We start from the raw sequence: 20,091 nt of genomic DNA, 5'->3' as shown, positions 1-20,091 counted from the left end.
GTTCTACGGGCTAAAAGGCGCGGCGAGAGCGCGGCATCGAGGAGACACGACCATGGAAACGACTCTGAGCTCGGTCTCGCTGAGCGGCTATTTCGACGTGGCGAAGCGCGTGGGACTGAACCCGGTCGAGCTCGCGCACGAGGCGGGCGTGGACGCCGCGGCGCTCGCGAACCCGGACCACCGCATTCCCGCCGCCGCCGCGTGCCGCTTGCTGGAGCGCTCGGCAGAAAAAGCGTCGTGCCCGACCTTCGCGCTGCAAATGGCCGAGACACGCCACAAGTTCGGCAGCGGCGTGGTCAACATCCTGCTCGCGCACAAGCGCACGCTGCGTGAGGTGCTGCTCGCCACCGCCGAGTACCGGCATCTGCTCAACGAGGCGCTCGCGGTGTATGTCGAAGATACGGGCGCGACCGTCACGATCCGCGAGGAACTGGTTGTCGATCCCGGCACGCCGACCTACCAGGCCATCGAGCTCGCGGTGGGCGTGCTCGCGCGCCACTCCAGCGCGCTGCTGGGCGAGCACTGGAAACCGCGCGCGGTGCACTTCGTTCATCGGGGGCCGCCCAGCCTCACGTATCACCGGCGCTTTTTCGGCTGCCCGCTGGAATTCGGCAGCGACTTCAACGGCTTCGTATGCGCGGCCGCCGACCTCGACTACCCGAACCCGGCCGCCGACCCCGAGCTGGTGCGCTACGCGGAAAGCCTCGCTGATTCGCTCAACGTGACCGGTGAAGATTCCGCCGCGCTCGAGGTGCGCAAGGCGATCTACCTGCTGCTGCCGCTCGAGCGGGCCAGTGTCGAGGGCGTGGCCGAGTATCTGCGCCTGAGCGTGCGCACCATGCAGCGCCAGCTCGGGGCCGCCAGCACGAGCTTCACGCGGCTCGTGGAGGAAGTGCGGGGCGAACTCGCGGTGCGCTACATGAGCAACCCGCGCTACCCCATCGGGCGGGTTTCCGACCTGCTCGGCTATGCGCAGCAGGGCTCGTTCACGAACTGGTTCAGCGCGCGCTTTGGCATGACGCCGCGCGACTGGCGCAATAGCCATTTGAAGTGACAGGGCCATGGAGCCCTGCCCCTTAGCTCGCTCAGCCCGTATGCCGAAGCGGATGCGGCTCGTCGGCGTCGAACGTGGTCATGAGGCGCACCAGATCGGCGAGCGAGTTCGCTTTCATCTTCTCCATGACGCGGGCCCGGTGAATCTTGATCGTTTTCTCCGCCGCGCCCAGTTCGTCGGCCACGAGCTTGTTCGGCCGGCCGATCACCACGAGCGCCATGACCTCGCGCTCGCGCGGCGTCAGCTTTTCGACGCGGCGCTGGATCTCGGCGTGCTGCTCGCGTTGTTCGAACAGCTGGCAGCCGCGCTCGAGCGCACGCGACGTGGCCTCGAACAGCACGCTCGCGTCGATCGGCTTCGTCAGAAAGTCCGATGCGCCCGCCTTCATCGCCTGCACCGCCGTGCCCATGTCGCCGTGAGCCGAAACGAAGACGATCGGCACCCTGCCCTCGAGCCGCTGCTGCAATTCAATGCCGCTCAAGTCGGGCAACTGGAGATCGAGCAGCAGGCACGCCGGCGCGCTCGTCAGATCCGCGCCGTGCAGGAAGGCGCTCGCGCTGCCGTAGGCCTCCACCGTGTAGCCGCCGGATCGCAGCAAGCGGCTCAGCGCGTTGCGAACGTGTTCGTCGTCGTCCACGACAAACACGATGGGGGTTGGCGAGTTCATGGTAAAAAACGCGTATTCGTCTGCACGTACGCGCCCTGAGCAGGAAGTTCGATATGGAAGGTCAGGCCGCGATCGGCGTTGCGCTCGGCCCACAGCTGGCCGCCGTGCGCCATCACAATGGTGCGGCTGATGGAGAGGCCAAGGCCCAGCCCTTGCGGCTTGGACGTCATGAACGGCTTGAACAGCGTGACGAGCCGGTCGGCGTCGACACCGGGCCCATGATCGCGAATGGCGAGGCGCACCTTGCCGCGATCTTCGCTGGCCGTGACGACGATGCACACCCTGCGATCTTCGGGGCGGCAGTCGTGCACCGCGTCGAACGCGTTCAACAGCAGATTGACGAGCACCTGCTGCAGTTGGACCGCATCGCCATGCACCTGCGGCAGCCCGTCTTCGATGCGTGCGCCCACAGCCGCGCCGCAGGTTTCCGTCTCGCGGCGCAGCAGGCGAACCACGTCGCGCACGAGGCTGCCCACATCGACCGGACACATCTCGGACGGTTCGCACCGCGCCGACTGGCGCATCTTGCGGATGATCGCGTGCGCACGGGTGCTATCGGACACGACCTCGCCGAGCAGTTCCCGCAGATCGCTCAAAGCCGGCGGGTTCTGGGCGAGAAACCGCTGCGCCGCCTGCGCGTTGCTCAGAATGGCCGTGAGCGGCTGGTCGACTTCGTGCGCGAGCGCGGCGGCCATGTCGCCCACTTCGGACGCCCGCTCCCGGCGCAGCCGGCGTGGTTCGCTGCCGGGTTCCGCGAGCGCCGCGTCATGACGCTCCGGTTCGATGACGACCACCATGCGCGCCGCCGGTCCGGCGGCGAGCGAAGCCGAAGCGCTCACGTGAACGTCAATATCGGCGCCGTTCTTCGTGCGCGCGATAGCGACACGCGTCGTGCTGTGCGGCATGCCTTCTGCGCCTTGCAGGGCGGCGAACGATACCGGGCGCGCGTCTCTTCGCCAGGCCACGAGCACCGTTTCGACACGCATGCCGATCAATTCGCCCAGGGCGTAGCCGAGCACGCGGGTGGCCATGCCATTCGCCCACGCAACGTTGCCCGCTTCGTCGATCACCAGCGCCGCTGCAGGCACGACTTCGAGCACGCTGTGCACACTTTGCGCAATGGCTTGCGTGGCCTGCGCCGATACGTGGCCGGTTTTGGCCGCGGCCGATGCCTTCGAGTTCGGGAGACTGTGTGGCTTGATTCTATCGAGCCATGCCAGCAGGCTGGCCGCCGCATGCTCGGCTCTCGATCTGTTCAGTTTTAGTTTTTCGTTCCCCATGTCTGCCCTGATCACGGTGTCCTCCGACTACGCTGCCCCGCTGCGGCGTGAGAAACGTTTCGATCGCTTCAAACGCTTCGGCGCCAGGCGGGGCGGATTTGACGAGCACCAGAATTCCGGCCGTTCGCGGGGCCAGGTTGCGCGCCCCAATACCGACTACTGCCTGCTTTAGATTTTGAAGAACGCTCCGGCAGTTGCGGAGAATGAGTCATTCATTGAAGAAAAGACTGGATGGAATCATCGTTGCGGAACAGCGTCTCCATACGCTTTCGCCGCGCGTTAATTATATGAAAGAAATTGCCGATGATTGATCCCCGGTGCAATTGTTTTCGATAATTTTTTCCGCACATGCCGCCGCTCAAGCCCAGCAGGGCTTTAATGTGCGTATGATTGCCGGTATACACTGACTATTTACGGGAGATATTTGCGAACATTTTATTCGAATTCGATATTGGACCGCACAATCGATATTGATATCCATTCAATATGAATAAATATCTTTTTTTGTGCATTGTTAATTATCTGGTTTATCGACAATGAAATAACCGCGATCATTATTTCAGGCTGAAACCGCTTTCAATGACTGGCACGATCAGTCACACTTTTCACGCGCGGCGGCACGTTTGATTTCGTTGTCGATCAAGGTGCCGAAGCCGGCGCCGGTGCGCTCGCCGCATGATGCTGCGTCGCGTTCTTCTGAGTATTCTGCTGAGACTGGTTCGAGCGGGCCTTTTGCTCCGCTTTGCGCTGCACGTCGCGCATCTGCCTCGTCCCCATCGTTCCCGCTTGCGCATATACCTCAGACATGAAAACGGGCGCGCAAAGCAGGAGCACCGTCGCACACCGCGCAGCAAAACGCATCTTCATTTTGGACCTCCAGGTATCCACGCTGCTCGCTTCGACGAACGAATAGCATCGTTGCGCAGCTGTTGCGGTGTCAATAGGACTCTGGTCCGATTGCCATCACGAGGCAGCTTACCGGACTATACGCGTGGGCCGCCCCGCCTCGCCACACTCGAAAAGGAAGAATGCGCGCGCACGCGCTCGCCCAGTCTCGTTGTCGCTATCCGTCCCGTACTCCGGTTGAGCAAACGAATGGAAGGATCGGCCATGACTTCATGGATCAAACAACGCATGCACACGGTCTGCCTGCTCGTGTTCGCGTTGCTGTTCGCAGGCGCCCAGACGCTGCGCGCGCAAGACGCGCCGCAGCCCGCCCCCTACAAACCCGAGGAGCTGGAAGCGCTCGTGGCGCCGATTGCGCTCTACCCCGATTCGGTGCTGGCACAAGTCCTGATGGCCTCCACGTACCCGCTGGAAATTGTGCACGCGGCGCGCTGGGTCAAGGAGCACCCGAAGGTGAAGGGCGACGACGCCGTGAAGGCCGTGCAGGACCAGTCGTGGGACACGAGCGTGAAATCGCTCGTTGCGTTCCCGCAGGTGCTCGAACCGATGAGCGACAAGCTCGACTGGACCCAGAAGCTCGGCGACGCGTTTCTCGCCCAGGAAAAAGATGTGCTCGCCGCCGTGCAGCGCCTGCGCTCGCGCGCGCAGGACTCCGGCAACCTGAAGAGCAACGAGCAGCAACAAGTCGTGGTCGAACAGCCGCCCGCGCAGGGCGGCCAGACCATCGTGAAGATCGAACCCACCAACCCCGAGGTCATCTACGTGCCCGCGTACAACCCCACGGTCGTATACGGCGCATGGAGCGCCCCGGCTTACCCGCCGTACGCCTGGCCGCCATATCCCGCTTACTATCCCGGCGCCGCGCTGGCGACCGGCTTCGCATGGGGCGTGGGCATTGCCGCAGCGGGCGCGATTTTCAGCAACTGCAACTGGGGCGGCGGCGACGTCAACGTCAACGTCAACAAGGCGCGCAACGTCAATCGCAATTTCGACAGCACGAAGGTTCAGGGAGGCAAGTGGAAGCACGATTCGAGCCATCGCCAGGGCGTTGCGTACCGTGACAACGCCACGCGCGAAAAATTCGGCAACAACGTGGGGGGCGCCGACGGACGCCGCGACTATCGCGGCCGCAACGGCCAGAGTGGCCCAGGCGGCGCGAACGTGGCCGATCGCGCGGGCAACCGCGGGGGCGGCGGTGCAGGCGGCCAGGGCCTCGGCAATGGCAACCGCGGGAATCAAGCGAATCAGGGCAATCTCGGCGATCGCGGAGATCGCGGCAATCGCGGCGGCGCGGGCAATAACGCAAGTGTCGGCAACCGCGCCAACATCGCCGACAACGGGGGCGCGGGCAATCGCGGCAATCCCGGCGGCAACGGTCCCGGCGGCAACGCGGGCGGCAATCGCGCGGGCGTGAGCAACAACGCCGGCGCGGGCAATCGCGCGGGCGTGAGCAACAATGCCGGCGCGGGCAATCGCGCGGGCGCCGGCGCAGGCGGCGGAGGGTATGGCGGTGCCGGCGGTGGCAGAGGCTACGGCGGCGGCGGACGTGACAGCGCCTTCCAGGGGGTTGGCGGCGGCGGCGCCACGCAGCGCGACGCGAGCCGCGGCCGCTCCAGCATGCAATCCTCGGGGTTCAATCGCCCAAGCGGCGGCGGCGGCGGCATGCGCGGCGGTGGCGGCGGACGCGGCGGCGGCAGACGCTAGGGAGAACAGCCATGAACAGACATGAGATTCTCCGTCCGGCGGCAACCGCGGCAGCCGCAGCGGCTATCGCCATCGCGCTCATGGCGTACGCGCCACGGCCTTGCTTCGCCGCCGGGCAAAGCACCTTCTCCACGCCCGACGCGGCGATGGCGGCGTTCGGCGACGCCGTGGCCGGCAACGACGAAGCGGAATTGCGCACGCTCTTCGGCGCGGATTTCCGCCAGCTGATCCCGCCGGTGGGCGCCGAGCTCCGTGACAAATTCATCAGTGAATGGAAGGTCTCGCACACCATTCAGGATACCGATGCAAATCATGCGGCCATCGCCGTCGGCGACGACGGGTGGACCTTTCCGATTCCGCTCGTCAAGACCGCTCACGGCTGGCACTTCGACACGCAGGCCGGTGTCGAGGAAATGCGCGTGCGCCGCATCGGCCGCAACGAGCTTGCCGTGATGCAGACGATGCTCGCGATCTACGACGCCCAACGCGAATATGCGCAGGCGTATCACGACGGCAGCGACATGCTGGTCTACGCCAGCAAGCTCGCGAGTTCGCCGGGCAAACAGGACGGCCTGTACTGGCCGACCGACGCCGACCAGGCGCCAAGTCCGCTAGGCGTCGCATTTGCCACAGCCGGCGCGCGCAACACCGAAAACGCTGGCTACTACGGCTACCACTACAAGCTGCTGACCTCTCAGGGGCCGCACGCGCCGGGCGGCGCGTATAACTATATGGCCCACGGCAAGCTGTTCGGCGGCTTCGGCGTCGTCGCATGGCCGGTGCGCTATGGCGACACGGGCATCAAGACGTTCATGGTGAGCCACGACGGCCAGGTCTACGAGCGCGATCTCGGCCCCGATGGCGCGGCGAAAGCCGAAGCGATGACGTCATTCGATCCGGGTCCGGGCTGGTCGAAGGCTTCGCCCTGACGCGCAACGCCGGACCGATCAACGCGCGTGCGTGGAATCGCGGGCAGGTGTTCGCACCGCTGCGCCTTCGCCGAGCATATAGAGCAGCAACGCGTCGCGATCGGGTCCGCTCATCGCCGCCGTCGAGCGCATGAGCACCGCGCTCGCCCAGCAGATGTCGGCCATCGTGGCGCCGGGCCCGCCGTTCGTGACGCGTTCGAGCCGCGCCACAGCGAGCGGATCGCCCGCAAGCGCCGCGTTGACCGCATCGTCCAGATGCCGCAACGCGCTCTCGTACGCCGCGGGCGCGGGCAGCGTGAGCGGCGCGGCAAGCAGGGAACGGATCACCACGCGGTAGAGCAACGAAAAGTATTCGGCCGTGTCGGCATCGCTCATGCTGCCGATCGAAATACGGTCGGCGATGTCCTGCACGCTCGCGATCCCCTGGCAATTGCCGCGCGCCACGCGGCTCATGTACTTCGCGAGCAGCGTGAAGTACGCCAACCGGTCTGGCGGCGTCAGGCGCGCAATGCCACTGTGGATCAGGCGTTCGCGCGCCGCGTCGTCGCGCAAGCGCGCTTCGAGACCCGCCACGCCGCCGGGCACGGCGACCGCGACGGCCGGGTCCGCGCGCAGTCTGTAGAACCATGCTTCGACAATGCGCGCTTTAATCGTCTCCTGCTCCACGCCGGCCTCGCTCAAGCCAGGCGCGCTTTGCGGGGACGTTGGCTCAGCGGGCGCGACAACGTAATCGAGCACCGCGAAGAGTCCCGCCGGCGCGTCCTCGTTGCGCGGCACGCTGGCCCGGGCATCGTGGGCCGCCACCAACGTCAACGCCAGCGCCGTGCCCAGCGCCAGCAACGCACAACACAACGTCTTCATGAGAACCCGCGTGGTGCGCTCAATCCGTCGCACTACCAACTGTTGGGTGGTCAGCGCGTATCGCCGCGGCTATGTCGGCGCTGATGGCGGCGAGTGCGCGGTCATGCGCGTCGACGAGCGCGCCGTAGTCCTGGCTCGTCACCTTCTCGTGCGCCAGCGTGTGCCCGAGCGTCAGCGCCGCGTGACCGGGAGGCTTCACGATCCACTGCGCGTCGATCGTCACCGAATCGCCCAGCACGCTGTCGATGCGCGTGATATCCACACGAACGCGCCAGACCGGCGGCGGCGTTGCGCCCACATCGACCGTCGAAACGCGCGCCGCGCCTAGCCGCTGCGCGAGGTCCGCCGCAACGACGCGCCCGATGTCCAGCTTGAGCGGCGCGGCCCAGCGCGCGAACTCGTTCATCGCGATCGTGTTGTCCGGATTGCGCGTGACGATCTGCGGCCGGTCCACCATGTCGGGCACGGTCACGGGACCGACGACGACGTCGAGCGCGGCAGCGCCGGTTGGGACGGCGGGCGCTGCGGCCGCTGTCGCGGCGCTCCCGTCATCGGCGCGCAGCGCATAGAAGGTAGGCGACGGCGAGGAGCATCCGGCGAGCCACACCAGCGCAGCGCCGAGCGCGGTATGCAAGGTCACGTTGCGGCGGTTCACTGCTTGCCTCCTGGTTTGCCTTGCACCACGGCCTCGGGATGGCGCTCGAGATAGTCCGTGAGCATGCGCACGGAAGCGGCGGTGCGGGCCAGTTCGCGCATGGCGTCGCTCGTGTTCTGCTGAAGCTGCGAGTCGGGCTGCAAGGCGTCGGTGGCCGAGTTGAGCGTGGACTGCGCGGCCGAAAGCGTGTCGTGCGCCTGCGGCACGACGTCGGTGCCGAGTTTCGCCATCACCTCGTTCGCGTTTCGCAGCGTGCGCTCGGCGTTCGCGCCGATCGCGTCGAACGGAATGCCGTTGAGCTTGGCGAGCAGCCGCGTGAGCGAATCCTGCAGCGACTGCAGCGTGCGCGGCACGGTCGGCAACTCGGGCGGCGTTCTCGACCAGTCGATTTTCGCCTTCGGCGTGTCCGGGAAAACATCGAAGGCAACGTAGAGCTGTCCCGTGAGCGGATTGCCCGAGCGCAGCTGGAACCGGAAGCCGTTGGCCACCAGGAACTCGGCAAGCTGGCGCGGCTGCGCGCTGAGCCGCCCGCCCGCTTTGCCATCCTGGTAGCGCGACGTAAACCGCTCCGGATACAGGTTGATTTCAACAGGAATGCTGAACTGTTTCTTCGCGGGGTCGAAGCGCGTGTAGATGCGTGTGACCTCGCCGATCACGACGCCGCGGAAGTCGACGGGCGCGCCCACGGTCAGCCCGCGCACCGAATCGTAGAACGTCACGACGTAAGTATCGACAATCTGGTCATGGACCTTCATCGAGTCGGCGTGCGTGGCGTAGAGTTCGAACTTCGCGTTGGCGTCGGCCTCGGGCGACTCGCCGCCGGTCTCGGCATCAGGCGATTCGAACGCCACGCCGCCAATGAGCATGGACACCACCGACTGCGTGTTGATCTGCACGCCGTCGGGGCTCAGCGACACGTCCAGTCCGCTCGCGTGCCAGAAGCGCGTATCGCTGCGCACGAACCTGTCGTAAGGCGCGTTCACGAACACGCGCAGCGTCACGCCGCGGCCGTTCGGGTCCATTTCGTAGGAAGCGATCTGCCCGACCTGAAGACGACGGAAGAACACCGGCGAGCCGACATCGAGCGAGCCCATGTTCATGCTGTGGAGCACGAATTCGCGCCCCGGAATGTCGCTCGGAATCACCGGCGGCACTTCGAGTCCCACGAAGTCGTGGCGTGTTTTGGTGGAGTTGCCTTCGTCCATGCCGACGAAGGAGCCCGACAGCAGCGTGCCGAGGCCCGACACGGTGCCGCCCGAAATGCGCGGGCGCACGACCCAGAAGCGCGTGTTGTCGACGAGCATGCTCGTGGCGTCTTTCACGAGTTCGCCCGTCGCAATCACACGCTTGTGATCGGGCGAGAGCGTGACCGCCTTCACCACGCCGATATCGACGTCCTTGTACTTGATCTTCGTTTTGCCGGCCTCGAGGCCGTCGCCGGTCTTGAAGCTGATCGTGATGGTCGGCCCTTCCTCGACGATGGCCTTGACGGCGAGCCAGCCGCCGATGAGCACCGCGACGATCGGCACGAGCCAGACGATCTGCATGCGCCAGCGCGAGCCCTGCACCGGCTTCGCCTCGGGCAGATCCGGCACGGAATTGTCGTTACCTGGGGCTGCCATTCTCGCGCTCCACAGCGTCCCAGATCAGACGCGGATCGAACATGTTCGCGGCAAACATCGTGAGGATCACGACCGCGCCGAAAGCGATCGCGGCGGGCCCCGCCTTGATCGTGGCGAGCGCATTGAACTGCACCAGCGCAACGAGCATCGTGATGACATAGATGTCGAGCATCGACCAGCGGCCGACCAGTTCGATCAGCCGGTAAATGCGGGTGCGCTGCTCGGGCAGCCACGTCCAGCGGCGTTGCGTGGACCACGTCAGATACGAAAGCCCGAGAATCTTCAGCATGGGCACCGCGATGCTGGCAATGAACACGAGCAGCGCGAGCGGCCACGAGCCCGACACCCACAGATACACCACGCCGCTCATGATCGTGTCCTTCTGCGTGCCGAACAGCGAACTCGTGTCCATGACGGGCAGCACGTTCGCAGGCACGTACAGCACCACCGCCGCGACCAGGAGCGCCCACGTGCGCGAGAGGCTCGCGACCTTGCGCATATGCAGCGCGCTGCCGCAGCGCGGGCACGTTGCGGCATGCGCGGCCGCCGGCATGCGCGCGAGCATGCCGCACGCGTGGCAGCGCGCGATCCCGCACGCAGCACCCGTGAGCGTGCCTGCAATCCGGCCGCCTCGTGCTCCGGCCGCCTCGCCGGGCGCGAAGCTCGTTGTCACGTCGGGCACTGCGGCTACGCCGGCCGCCCTGGTTGCGTTGGCCTGCTGCTTCGCGCGCGCCACGCGCGCCCAGAACTGGCGCGCGTCGAACGCCGCGCTCGCGCCCGCGAGCACCAGCATCAACGCGCCAAACGACCACAATGCAACGCCCGTCACGACGGTTGCGATATGAGACAGCTTCACGAGCGCGACCAGCAGGCCAAGTATCAGCACCTCGGTCATGCCCCAGGGCCGTGCGATGTACAGCACGCGAAACAGGACCGGCGCCCGCCAGGGCGCGCGGTTGAGCGCAACGGGCACGAGAAGGGCGAGCAGACAGGCGACCTGCATGCCCGGCATGAGGATCGTCGTGGCGAACACCAGCGCCGCGATGGGCCACATGCCGTCGAGATAGAGAATCTCGACCGAATGCCACAGTGTCGTGAGCACTAGATTGCCGTTCACCGCGAGCCCGACGATCGGATACAGGTTGGAGATGACGAACAGCACGAGCGCGCCCAACGCGAACGCGAGCGCACGTCCGAGGCTTTCCGGGAGATCCCGCTCCAGCTCGGCGTTGCAGCGCACGCATCGCAGCGTGCCGCGAGGCGGACAAGCCGCGCCGCGCTGCATGAGATCGCAGTCGTGGCAAACAAGAAGCTCGGCGCGCTTCATCGCGGGGCCTCCCTGGCGCCGGTTGTGGCATGGTCGTGGCGTGGTCGCTGCATCGTCGCTGTACCGGTTCGGCCTGCGTGGCGTCAGCCTGGCGGCGCCACGCCAAGCACCGCGTGGACCGCACCTATGAGCGCGGAGTCGTCGAACGGCTTGCGCAGGTACGCGACCGCCCCGGCTGCCTGCGCCTGCTCGCGCACGCGCGCATCGTCGTGCGCCGTAATAACGATGCACTGTATGCCGGTGCCGCCCAGCCGGCGCTGCACTTCGATACCGTTGATGCCGGGCATCTGGATATCGAGGATCACGCACGTCGGCGCATGAGGCGCCGCAGCCGCCAGCGCGTTGAGAAATGCCTCGCCGCTGGTGTACACGTCGGAGTCGATGCCGACCGACTTCAGCAAGCGCTGGATGGCTCGCCCGACCGACACCTCGTCGTCGACGACGGCCACGGATCGTGTCACGTTGCTCATATGACTGTGCGCTCGGTTACCGATGGGGACAGCCAGACCCGCGCCGCCGTACGCGCCGACCGGCGTCCCGGGCACAAGCGGCTGCCCCATGCGCGACTACTTGTGTGCAGGCTTGACGGATACGGCGAACGCTTCCGTATACACAGCCTCGACCTGATCGCCGACCTTCACGTTCGCGAGCTGCTGGGGATCCTCGACGTGCAGGTCCATCGTCCCGCCTTCGGGTCCCATCAACGTGACCGTTTTCGTCTTCGCGTCGACCGACACGACATTCGCCGTCACCTTCACCTGACGCCCGACCATGCCGCCGGGCTTTTCGCCGGCAGCCGCGCGCTCGACTTGCGGCGTTTCCTGTATCGAGGTCTCCTCGCCGCCTCCCTTTTTCAGGCTCAGCGTAAGCGATTCCTTATAGGTCATGGTCACGACATCGCCAACCTTTAGCTGAGCGAAGTTTCTGACTTCCGGCCCCAACTCGGCTTCGACCAGCTTGCCGTCGTGGCGCTTGAGCGTGACGGTGCGCGTATCGGCGTCGATCTTCGTGATGGTCGCCGTCACCGTATGCATGCCGGTCACGGTTGCCTTGCCCGGCTCGTGCGTCACGTTGGCCGTGGTCTGCCCCTGCGCCGCGGCAAGCTGAGCCGCGGCGACAATGGCCGCTGAAACAACCCACTTGAGGTACGGCATCGCGACCTCCTGTTACAGATCGAGCTTCGTCACCTTCGTGCCGGCTACCGACGCGTCGGCCATGATGCCCGTATTGGTCATCACGATCGCCTGGACCGGCGCCGTTGCGGTTCTCGTGTCGATCTGGCCATTCGCACCGACCTTGACGAGCGTAACGGCAACGTCGCCGCCAACCGACCAGCCCTTGGAGTTGCGGAACTTGTCGAGCGAGTCCTGCGTCATGAAGAGGAAAATCACCGCGGTCGACTGCACCCCTGCCTGCAAGCCGAACGAAGCGGCCGCCGTACTGTAGTACCCGACTGTCGCTCCACCTACGCGCAGCGCGCCCTGCCCATATGCCCCGCCGATGATGAACGCCGCCTTCCCGACCGAAGGAAACACCAGCACGCCTTGCGCCTTGGAAACCAGTTCTTGCGAGCCTGGGACCGTCGAGAACAGCCGTGACATCGTCCCGTCCACGGACGCATCGATTTCCTGGCGTTTTGCCGCGTCGGTCGCGCCGCTCGTTCCACTGCTCGTGGTCGTGCTGCACCCCGCAACGGCCAGCCCAGCCGCAGCAGCCGCCGTAAGCACAAAAATCCGTCGCTTCATCGTTGTCCTCCATTGAGTTTTTACAGCCCGGACACAGCACTCACGTATGCGGATCGAACGTCACGCCTGAATGAGACGTTGCTCGCACATCGTTGCCAAGCGTGGCTCATCGTTCAGTGACATAGTCGCAGACGCATCGCAGCGGACAAATCGGACCTTGGTCTTACGCCGCCCCGAGGCACGGCGAGTCTTACTGGACCGTATAGCCGCGCCCTTGCATGCAAGCGGCAAACGCGCGGTTGAACGTGTCAATGGCGCCCTGCTGCTGTTGCTGCGCGTTGGCCTGCTGCGCGCGCCGGTCCTGGCGCGCGCGCGAGCCGCCCACCATCGTTCCGGCCGCAGCGCCTACCGCCGCGCCTCTACCCGCGTCGCCGGTAATCGCGCCGATCACCGCGCCGCCCGCCGCGCCGCGCGCCGCGCCCTGAACACGTTGGCCACCGCCCACGGCAGGGCCCGAAGGCGGCGGTGGTGTCGCCGCAACCTGTTTCGGGTCGATTCCCGTGTTGCTCTTCGCCCAGGAGTAGCAGGCCGATTCGTCCGCATGCTGTTGCTGTGCGCTCTGCCCCTTCGCGGGATAAGCAATAGGCGTTGCCTGCGCGGCGCTCGCCAAAAGCAGCACGGCGGCGCACAGAGCGCCTGTCCGGCGATTTATATAGGTATCCATATCAACTCCTTGGGCGCGTGCGAGAGCGCGCCGATTACGCCTGCTGCTATCGGCGGGAGGTTGGGAAGCGAGCGCCGTGCTGTCGGCACAACGCCCAAATCCAGGGCGAACACTGCACCGTGCGGCCGGCGCAGTGGTCCGTTCAATGATGTGGGAGCGGTACAGCGAAGACAATCAGACCATGGTCCTACCGCCACCTGGCGCGGCTGAAAGGCGGCTCGAAGGCGAAATGGCGCGCCCGCCGGCGCACGGCCGGAGCGGCCATGCGGTGCGGCGGGCGCAGAAGGCGTGCCGGGGCGGATGCCGCGGCCCGATCAGAACTTATGACGGATGCCGAGACTCACCATGAACTGCGAACTCGAGCTGCCGTTGAGCCCATAGTCCGCCACGGAAGCCACCGCGGTGGTCAGGATGGAGCCTGTAGCGGTCGGCACGCGCTGCGTGCCGTTGGCGTGCTGCCACGCGCCGACAAGGTACACGTCGGTACGCTTGGAGAGGTTGTAGTCGCCGCCCAGCGAGACCTGGTTATAGGTTGCCGAGGTGTCGCCCGCGCTGTGCGTCCACGTATAGCCAATCCCGACGAGAGACGCCGGCGTGAGCGCATAGTTCACGAAACCGCCAGCAACGTTGTAGCGCTGGTTCGATGGGAACAGCGACTGGGCGTCGGCCTTGTACTGCGCGTTGCTATACCGGCCGCCGAATGTAAAGGGTCCGGCCACGTATTGCAGGGCAACGGAGCCAATGCCGACCCACTTGGCCGTTTCGTATGCGAGGTTCTGAAAACCGCCATCGAACGTGCCGTCCGAGGTGCTGGTCCAGTTGGCGCGAGGAATCGTGGAGTTTGCGTTATACATGCGCAAGTAACCTGCCGCGATGCTGAACGGGCCAGTCACATAGCTCGCTGCCGCCGACCAGGTCTGCTGCGAACCCGTCGCGCCCGCGACGCCGCCGAACGCATACATGCCTTCGACCTGGAAGCCCGCAAATTGCGGCGAGAGATATTTGATCGCATTGTTCGTACGAGAGCTGTTGTCGTTGTTGTCGACGTCGCCCGGCGTGGCGAACGTGCTGCCCCAGTAATTGTCTGCGGTAAGCGGCTGGACCATATCGACGACCGGGTCGTACTGGCGGCCCAGTGTCAGCGTGCCGTACTGCGAGTGCGTCAAACCCACGAATGCCTGGCGGCCGAACAGGCGTCCGCCCTGTTCCGAAGTGCCGCTATTGATATCGAATCCGCTTTCCAGCTGGAAGATCGCTTTCAAGCCGCCGCCCAGGTCTTCCGTTCCCTTCATTCCCCAGCGGGACCCTTGCAGATTGCCACCTTGCATCCGATACAGGTTGTTTCCCTCGGCGTCGGCGTTGTGGACGAACTGGAAGGCTTCGTCGATCACGCCATACAAGGTGACGCTGCTTTGCGCTTGTGCCACCGGCGCCAGCATGGAAAGCGGAACAGGAAGCAACATAAGCGCAAGCTTTTTCATGTTTGCAACTCCTTCACGCACCGGGTAATCGGTATTCCTATATTAGTCGCTTGCTTTGGAACGACCTGCGCGTGAAATTGGTTCCGTTGTCGGCGCAAGACACTGAATACGGCACGATTGAAGGCTGCCGCTCTGTAACCGCAACTTACATAACGCATTGATACCGGCATGTTTGCAAATGCCGAAAAGCCCTTTCCCTATCGCACTGAAATCCGCTGCGCATAAACAATCAGGAGTCCATACACGATACCTGCGGCGAGGCTCGTGCATCCGCTATACCAGACGAGGCCACGCGCCCAGCCCTTGCCCGCCACCGCGAGCCATAGCGCAACGAATAGCGCGCACCAACCCGCACAGCGCAGAACACGAGTAAGCGCGGCGGACAACCGCGCGCGCAACAACGCCTCCTGATGACGCTCCATCGCCATCGCGAGACACGTAAAAGCACTCACGCACAGCAGCAAAGCGAGAACCGGCATCACGCGTCCTCCTGTGCCGCGTGTGCGTCCACGCCGCGCTTGCCCACCGCCTTCGTGCGCGGCCGGTGCCGCGCCGTGCGTAGCGCGAGCACCGCGTGCAGCGCGGCAAACGCCCACATCATCAGATCGAAGCCGGCATAAACCCAGTCGCCATCGGCGAGACTGCGCCAAAGCGGGCGCTGGGTGGTCAATGCATTGAGCACGGGCAACAACGCCAGCAAGGCAGCCGCGAGCCACAGCAACTCGATCCACGCGCGTTTCGCGGGGCGCGCAAGCGCGTAAAGCAACGTGGCCGCCCAGATCGCGAAGAACGCGTTGATTTCCGCGTCCGCGCGATGCGCGAGCGAGACCGGCAGCAGACGGTTGGCCCACACATAGCCTGTCATCGCAATGGAGAGTCCGGCGATGCTCGCGATGTTCAGGCGCTCCACCACGCGAAAGCCGAAGTACGGCCGTTCGGGATCGGGCAGCTTCTGGCGGCGCTTCACCGTCCACATCACGAGCCCGGTGCCGACCATCGCCGTGCCCGCGAGGCTCACGATGAAATACAGCCAGCGCAACTGCAGGTCGCTGAAGCGCCCCATGTGCAGCGCGTACAGCACGCCGCGCGTTTCGGCCGCCCCGCCCACGCTGTCGTTCACGCTAAGCAATTTGCCGCTCACCCCGTCGAACAGCAGGTACTGCGGACTCGTCGACACGCGTTCGGCCTCGCCCCGCGAAACGGCCACGCGCGCGCTCGCGTCGCCGGGGTTCGTCACCGTCACGCGCAGCACGTTGTCTCGTCCCCAGCGCGCCTGTGCTTCGCGCACCATCGCGTCTACCGGCGCGAGCGGCGCTTTCACGCCGAGCGGCTTGCCGGGCTGGATATACGCGCTCATCTGCGCGGCCAGCGCTTCGCGCTGCGCAGGCGTCTTCAGCGCGATTTGCGCACCCCATGGCATGTACATCGTCATCAGCGTGACGAGGCCCGTGTACGTGATCATGAGGTGGAATGGCAGGCCGAACACCGAAAGCGCGTTATGGGCGTCCAGCCATGAACGCTGGCCCTTGCCCCAGCGGAAGGTGAAGAAGTCCACGAAGATCTTCTTGTGCGTGATCACGCCGCTCACGATCGCCACGAGCATGAACATCGCGCACAGTCCCGCCAGCCAGCGCCCCCACATCACCGGCATGTAGTAGAACTGGAAATGAAAACGATAGAAGAACTCGCCGCCCAGCGTGTCGCGCGCGCTGACCTTGTCGCCCGATGCGGGATCGAAGGTCGCTTCGCCGAAGGCGCGCTTGCCTGACGCCGTAGCGGGCATACGCCAGAACGCGCTGGCGATATTGCTGCGTTCGGTCGGCAGTTGCATGCTCCACTGCGGGCTGCCTGCCGCAAGCGTTTCGAGCGTGCCGTTCACGCGCTGCGCAACGGCGGCGGGGTCGAGCGCGACCTGCTGGTGCGCGATTTCAGGCCGCATCCACTGCGATATCTCCTCCTTGAAGTAGCTGACCGTGCCGGTCAGGAACATCGCGTAGAGAATCCAGCCCACGAGCAAGCCGGCCCACGTGTGGAGACCGGACATGCTCTGACGCACGCCGCGGGCTTGCGGTTGTTTGTCCGAATACGTCATGTGTGCGTGCCTCCCGCCGCCGCTACGCCGGGTTCAGCAGACGTTGCGGACGCAACCGACGACGAAGCCCACCACGCCGCCAATGCGAGCGGCAGCGCCGCGAGCAGCAAGCCGACCCACGCGCGCCGCGCGCTTCGCGCGAGAAATACCCAGATCACCGCGCCCGTGTAGACAATGAAGCTCGCCAGCATGCCCGCGATGACGCCTTGCGGTGCGCTCATGGGCAGCGCGAGCGCAGCCACGCTCGCGAGTGCGCCAAGCGCATAGCCGCCGACAATCGCGCCGGCAATACGCGCGGCAAGCGGGCCCGCGCGACGCATGAATGCGAGCGTTGTGCTCATGCCGCCGCTCGCGCGGCTGCGGCGCCGCCCCCAGGCGAACGCGTAGACAGCAATAACCCCGCCAAAACTCGTTTCATGACGCTTCCTGCAAGCTTGAGATGTCGATCTGCACCAGGGCGCGGCGGCCTGCGCAGGCGCGCGCCAATGCTCACCTGCGCTTCACGCGAGGTGTCCGGATCGTATTGGGGGGCGTTGATGTATTACCGACGAGGTCGTGATGATACCCGGTACGCGCCATGTGGGCAAAACGGCGGACCCATGCGAAAACGCAGGCGAGCGCCTGCGTCATTGGTTGTTCATGCATCCATCTCGTACGACCAGGCGCGCCAGCACAGCTCCCGGCGCGCCTTCGGCGCTCAGATCGACTTGACCTCGCCGCCGTCCATTCTGAGCGTCGTGCCGGTCATCCAGTGCGCGCTGGGCGAGACGATGAACGCCATCAGTTCGGCGATCTCCTCGGGCGTGCCGTAGCGCGCAATGCCCGCTTCGGCCGGGAATTTCGCCGTAGCTTCCGCCACGCTCATGTCGTGCAGCGGCGCCCAGTGTTCCAGATACGACTGGCGGCGGCCCGTCATCACGGGGCCGGGCAGCACGCTGTTGACCTGCACGCCGTCTGCGATGCCGCGGTCCGAAAACGCCTTCGCGAGCGCGACAATCGCCGCGTTGATCGTGCCGACTGCCGCATAGGGCGCCTTCGGAAACACGGCCGAATTGCCCGACATCAGCACGACCGCGCCGGAACTCGCCTTCAGTGCGGGCCAGGCTTCGATCGTCAAGCGTCTCGCGCCGTGCAGTTTCAGCGCGAGACCGGCCTCCCATTGCTCGTCGGTCATTTCGAACAGATCGATCTGCGGCACCGCGCCCGCAATGTTGAGCAACGCGTCGATGCGCCCGAACGCCGCGAGCGTTTGCTCCACCACGTGTCGCGCAGCTTCGGCAAGCGACAGATCGATGTCGATGACGAGCGCCTCGGCGCCTGCCTCCCTCACCTGCGCGGCGGTCTGCTCGAGTTGCTCGCGGTTGCGCGCCACCACGGCGACAGCGTCGAAGTCGCGCGCCAGCCTCACGGCCGTCGCTCGGCCAATGCCCTGACTTGCGCCCGTTACGATTGCGACTTTGCTGACCATCTTCCCACTCCTCGTTCGATCAGTATGACGAATCATTATTCGAGAAACTGCGTGATCGCCGTGCCGATCTCGTCGGCGTGCGTTTCCAGTGCGAAGTGCCCGGTGTCGAAAAAGCGCACCACCGCTTGCGGCAAGTCGCGCTTGAACGCCTCTGCGCCTGGAGGCAGAAAGAACGGATCGTTCTTGCCCCACACGGCGAGAAACCGCGGCTGGTGCTTGCGGAAGTACGCTTGAAACGCCGGGTACAGCGCCACGTTGCTCCGGTAATCGCGGAACAGGTCGAGCTGGATCTCGCGCGCGCCGGGTCGGTTCATGTAGTAGTCGTCGAGCGAATAGCCGTCCGGCGACACCGCCGACGCATCGGGCACCCCGTGCGTGTATTGCCAGATCGTCGCTTCGCGCGTGAGCATGGCGCGCAGCGCGTCGCGATTCGTGGGCGACGGGTCCTGCCAGTAAGCGCGAATCGGATTCCAGCCGTCGCTGAGGCCCTCCTCGTAGGCATTGCCGTTTTGCGAAATGATCGCCGTGATGCGCTCGGGATGCGCCAGCGCGAGACGAAAGCCCGTGGGCGCGCCGTAGTCGAATACGTACACCGCGAACCGGTCGAAGCCGATGCGTTCGGTAAAGCGCGCGATCACGTTCGCGATGTTCTCGAACGTGTACGCGAATTGGTCCCGGTCCGGCAAGTCCGATTGACCGAAGCCCGGCAGGTCCGGCGCGACGATATGAAAGCGCTCGGCGAGCTTCGGAATGAGGTCGCGGAACATGTGGCCGGCGCTCGGAAAGCCGTGCAGGAGCAGGAGCTTCGGTGCGCCGGTGCGCCCGGCTTCGCGGTAGAACACGTTGAAACCGTCGACATCGGCGCGGCGGTAGGTAATGGCTGCCATGGGTTCCTCCAGAGTTGAACGGACAGATAAATGGACAATCGCGCGGGTTAGCGCGAAGAGACGGACCGAACGGCTTCGGCAATGACTTGCACCACGGCGTCGGGCGCCGTGACGCTCGGCGTGTGGTCGACTTCATGGGCGCGGATCTGGGCGTTCATGCGGCTTGCCATGAAGCGCTGTGTGTCGGGATCGATCATGCGGTCCTCGCCGGCGACGAGAAACCAGGCCGGCCGGTCTCTCCATAGCGGACGCGCCACCGCTTCGCCAATGCAGGCCGCCGCAATGGGACGCTGGATCGCGGCGAGCGCCGCCGCCTCCTGCGGCGTGGCGTGCTGTGCGAACGCATTGGCGAACGCCTCGTGCGGCAGCCAGATCCAGCCGTGGCGGTCGGGCGCGAGTTGCGGCGCCTGCGGGTGCGTCTTGCCGCGATAGAACACGTCGGCCACGGTCTCGCCCTCGTCGGGCGCGAGCGCAGCCACGTACACCAGCGCCGCGACGTTCGCGGCGCGCGTCGCGCCGATCACGGCCCCCGCGTACGCGTGGCCGGCCAGCACGACCGGCCCGTCCACGCGTTCGAGCGTGCGCCCGAGCACCGCCACATCGTCACCGAGCGATGTGAGCGGAAGCGGCGCGGCCACCGCGTCGATGCCCTGACGGCTCAGCCGTTCGATTACCTTGCTCCAGCTCGACCCGTCCGCCCATGCGCCGTGCGCCAGCACCACCCTCGTATTGCCGTGAGACATGCCCTG

General features: G+C 65.5%; 20 protein-coding genes. 3 read left to right on the top strand and 17 right to left on the bottom strand.

Annotated features, from left to right (window positions below; genetic code table 11):
* Positions 1 to 52 precede the first annotated feature (52 nt).
* A complete protein-coding gene (locus U5A58_RS04555; protein WP_321908441.1) occupies positions 53 to 1,054 on the top strand; it encodes an AraC family transcriptional regulator in 1,002 nt (333 codons plus the stop codon).
* Positions 1,055 to 1,085: 31 nt separating this feature from the next.
* Here the strand turns inward: U5A58_RS04555 and U5A58_RS04550 are convergent, their stop codons facing one another.
* The gene (locus U5A58_RS04550) at positions 1,086 to 1,721 is read right to left on the bottom strand and encodes a response regulator transcription factor (RefSeq protein ID WP_321908439.1); all 636 of its coding nucleotides are present in this window, start codon (positions 1,719 to 1,721) and stop codon (positions 1,086 to 1,088) included.
* Positions 1,718 to 3,016 carry a HAMP domain-containing sensor histidine kinase gene (locus tag U5A58_RS04545; protein WP_321960463.1) on the bottom strand — a complete coding sequence of 433 codons (1,299 nt, stop codon included), beginning with the start codon at positions 3,014 to 3,016 and terminating at the stop codon, positions 1,718 to 1,720. Before U5A58_RS04545 ends, U5A58_RS04550 begins: the two co-directional genes overlap by 4 nt.
* Positions 3,017 to 4,111: 1,095 nt before the next feature.
* On the opposite strand from U5A58_RS04545, the gene U5A58_RS04540 reads away from it, so the two are divergent.
* Together U5A58_RS04540 and U5A58_RS04535 are read left to right on the top strand one after the other, a co-directional pair.
* Entirely contained in the window at positions 4,112 to 5,611 is a 1,500-nt protein-coding gene (locus tag U5A58_RS04540; protein WP_321960462.1) for a DUF3300 domain-containing protein, read from the top strand.
* A gap of 11 nt (positions 5,612 to 5,622) precedes the next feature.
* Positions 5,623 to 6,540, top strand: coding sequence for a DUF2950 domain-containing protein (locus U5A58_RS04535; protein ID WP_415774163.1), 918 nt, complete (start codon positions 5,623 to 5,625; stop codon positions 6,538 to 6,540).
* 18 nt (positions 6,541 to 6,558) lie between these two features.
* Here U5A58_RS04535 and U5A58_RS04530 read toward each other — a convergent pair whose 3' ends face one another.
* The 15 genes from U5A58_RS04530 to U5A58_RS04460 all read right to left on the bottom strand — a co-directional run bounded on the left by U5A58_RS04530 (position 6,559) and on the right by U5A58_RS04460 (position 20,085).
* Positions 6,559 to 7,401 carry a hypothetical protein gene (locus U5A58_RS04530; protein ID WP_321960461.1) on the bottom strand — a complete coding sequence of 281 codons (843 nt, stop codon included), beginning with the start codon at positions 7,399 to 7,401 and terminating at the stop codon, positions 6,559 to 6,561.
* A gap of 19 nt (positions 7,402 to 7,420) precedes the next feature.
* Positions 7,421 to 8,056: a PqiC family protein gene (locus U5A58_RS04525; protein WP_321908432.1), complete on the bottom strand. Its 636-nt coding sequence runs from the start codon at positions 8,054 to 8,056 to the stop codon at positions 7,421 to 7,423.
* Positions 8,053 to 9,678, bottom strand: a complete 1,626-nt coding sequence (locus U5A58_RS04520; protein ID WP_321960460.1) for an intermembrane transport protein PqiB — start codon at positions 9,676 to 9,678, stop codon at positions 8,053 to 8,055. Before U5A58_RS04520 ends, U5A58_RS04525 begins: the two co-directional genes overlap by 4 nt.
* Positions 9,662 to 11,005, bottom strand: coding sequence for a paraquat-inducible protein A (locus U5A58_RS04515; RefSeq protein ID WP_321960459.1), 1,344 nt, complete (start codon positions 11,003 to 11,005; stop codon positions 9,662 to 9,664). The genes U5A58_RS04520 and U5A58_RS04515 overlap by 17 nt, the downstream gene beginning before the upstream one ends.
* Positions 11,006 to 11,088: 83 nt before the next feature.
* Positions 11,089 to 11,475, bottom strand: a complete 387-nt coding sequence (locus U5A58_RS04510; RefSeq protein WP_321908425.1) for a response regulator transcription factor — start codon at positions 11,473 to 11,475, stop codon at positions 11,089 to 11,091.
* Positions 11,476 to 11,571: 96 nt separating this feature from the next.
* Positions 11,572 to 12,159, bottom strand: coding sequence for a copper-binding protein (locus U5A58_RS04505; protein ID WP_321908423.1), 588 nt, complete (start codon positions 12,157 to 12,159; stop codon positions 11,572 to 11,574).
* A gap of 12 nt (positions 12,160 to 12,171) precedes the next feature.
* Positions 12,172 to 12,750: a YSC84-related protein gene (locus tag U5A58_RS04500; RefSeq protein ID WP_321908421.1), complete on the bottom strand. Its 579-nt coding sequence runs from the start codon at positions 12,748 to 12,750 to the stop codon at positions 12,172 to 12,174.
* 190 nt (positions 12,751 to 12,940) lie between these two features.
* The gene (locus U5A58_RS04495; RefSeq protein ID WP_321908419.1) at positions 12,941 to 13,414 is read right to left on the bottom strand and encodes a glycine zipper family protein; all 474 of its coding nucleotides are present in this window, start codon (positions 13,412 to 13,414) and stop codon (positions 12,941 to 12,943) included.
* 314 nt (positions 13,415 to 13,728) lie between these two features.
* Positions 13,729 to 14,895: a porin gene (locus U5A58_RS04490; protein WP_321908418.1), complete on the bottom strand. Its 1,167-nt coding sequence runs from the start codon at positions 14,893 to 14,895 to the stop codon at positions 13,729 to 13,731.
* A gap of 197 nt (positions 14,896 to 15,092) precedes the next feature.
* A complete protein-coding gene (locus U5A58_RS04485; RefSeq protein WP_321960458.1) occupies positions 15,093 to 15,374 on the bottom strand; it encodes a DUF3325 domain-containing protein in 282 nt (93 codons plus the stop codon).
* A complete protein-coding gene (locus tag U5A58_RS04480; RefSeq protein WP_415774162.1) occupies positions 15,374 to 16,939 on the bottom strand; it encodes a PepSY-associated TM helix domain-containing protein in 1,566 nt (521 codons plus the stop codon). Before U5A58_RS04480 ends, U5A58_RS04485 begins: the two co-directional genes overlap by 1 nt.
* A gap of 44 nt (positions 16,940 to 16,983) precedes the next feature.
* Positions 16,984 to 17,328 (bottom strand): DUF3649 domain-containing protein, encoded by a 345-nt coding sequence (locus U5A58_RS04475; RefSeq protein ID WP_321960456.1) that lies wholly within the window; start codon positions 17,326 to 17,328, stop codon positions 16,984 to 16,986.
* 356 nt (positions 17,329 to 17,684) lie between these two features.
* Positions 17,685 to 18,455 (bottom strand): SDR family oxidoreductase, encoded by a 771-nt coding sequence (locus U5A58_RS04470; protein WP_321960455.1) that lies wholly within the window; start codon positions 18,453 to 18,455, stop codon positions 17,685 to 17,687.
* A 35-nt stretch (positions 18,456 to 18,490) separates the two neighbouring features.
* Positions 18,491 to 19,342 (bottom strand): alpha/beta hydrolase, encoded by an 852-nt coding sequence (locus U5A58_RS04465; RefSeq protein ID WP_321908411.1) that lies wholly within the window; start codon positions 19,340 to 19,342, stop codon positions 18,491 to 18,493.
* A 47-nt stretch (positions 19,343 to 19,389) separates the two neighbouring features.
* The gene (locus U5A58_RS04460; RefSeq protein ID WP_321960454.1) at positions 19,390 to 20,085 is read right to left on the bottom strand and encodes an alpha/beta hydrolase; all 696 of its coding nucleotides are present in this window, start codon (positions 20,083 to 20,085) and stop codon (positions 19,390 to 19,392) included.
* Between the last annotated feature and the right edge of the window lie 6 nt (positions 20,086 to 20,091).

Source organism: Paraburkholderia sp. J7, assembly GCF_905220155.1.
In the GTDB taxonomy this organism is placed as follows: domain Bacteria; phylum Pseudomonadota; class Gammaproteobacteria; order Burkholderiales; family Burkholderiaceae; genus Paraburkholderia.
This window is presented reverse-complemented; position numbering and strand designations above follow the sequence as displayed.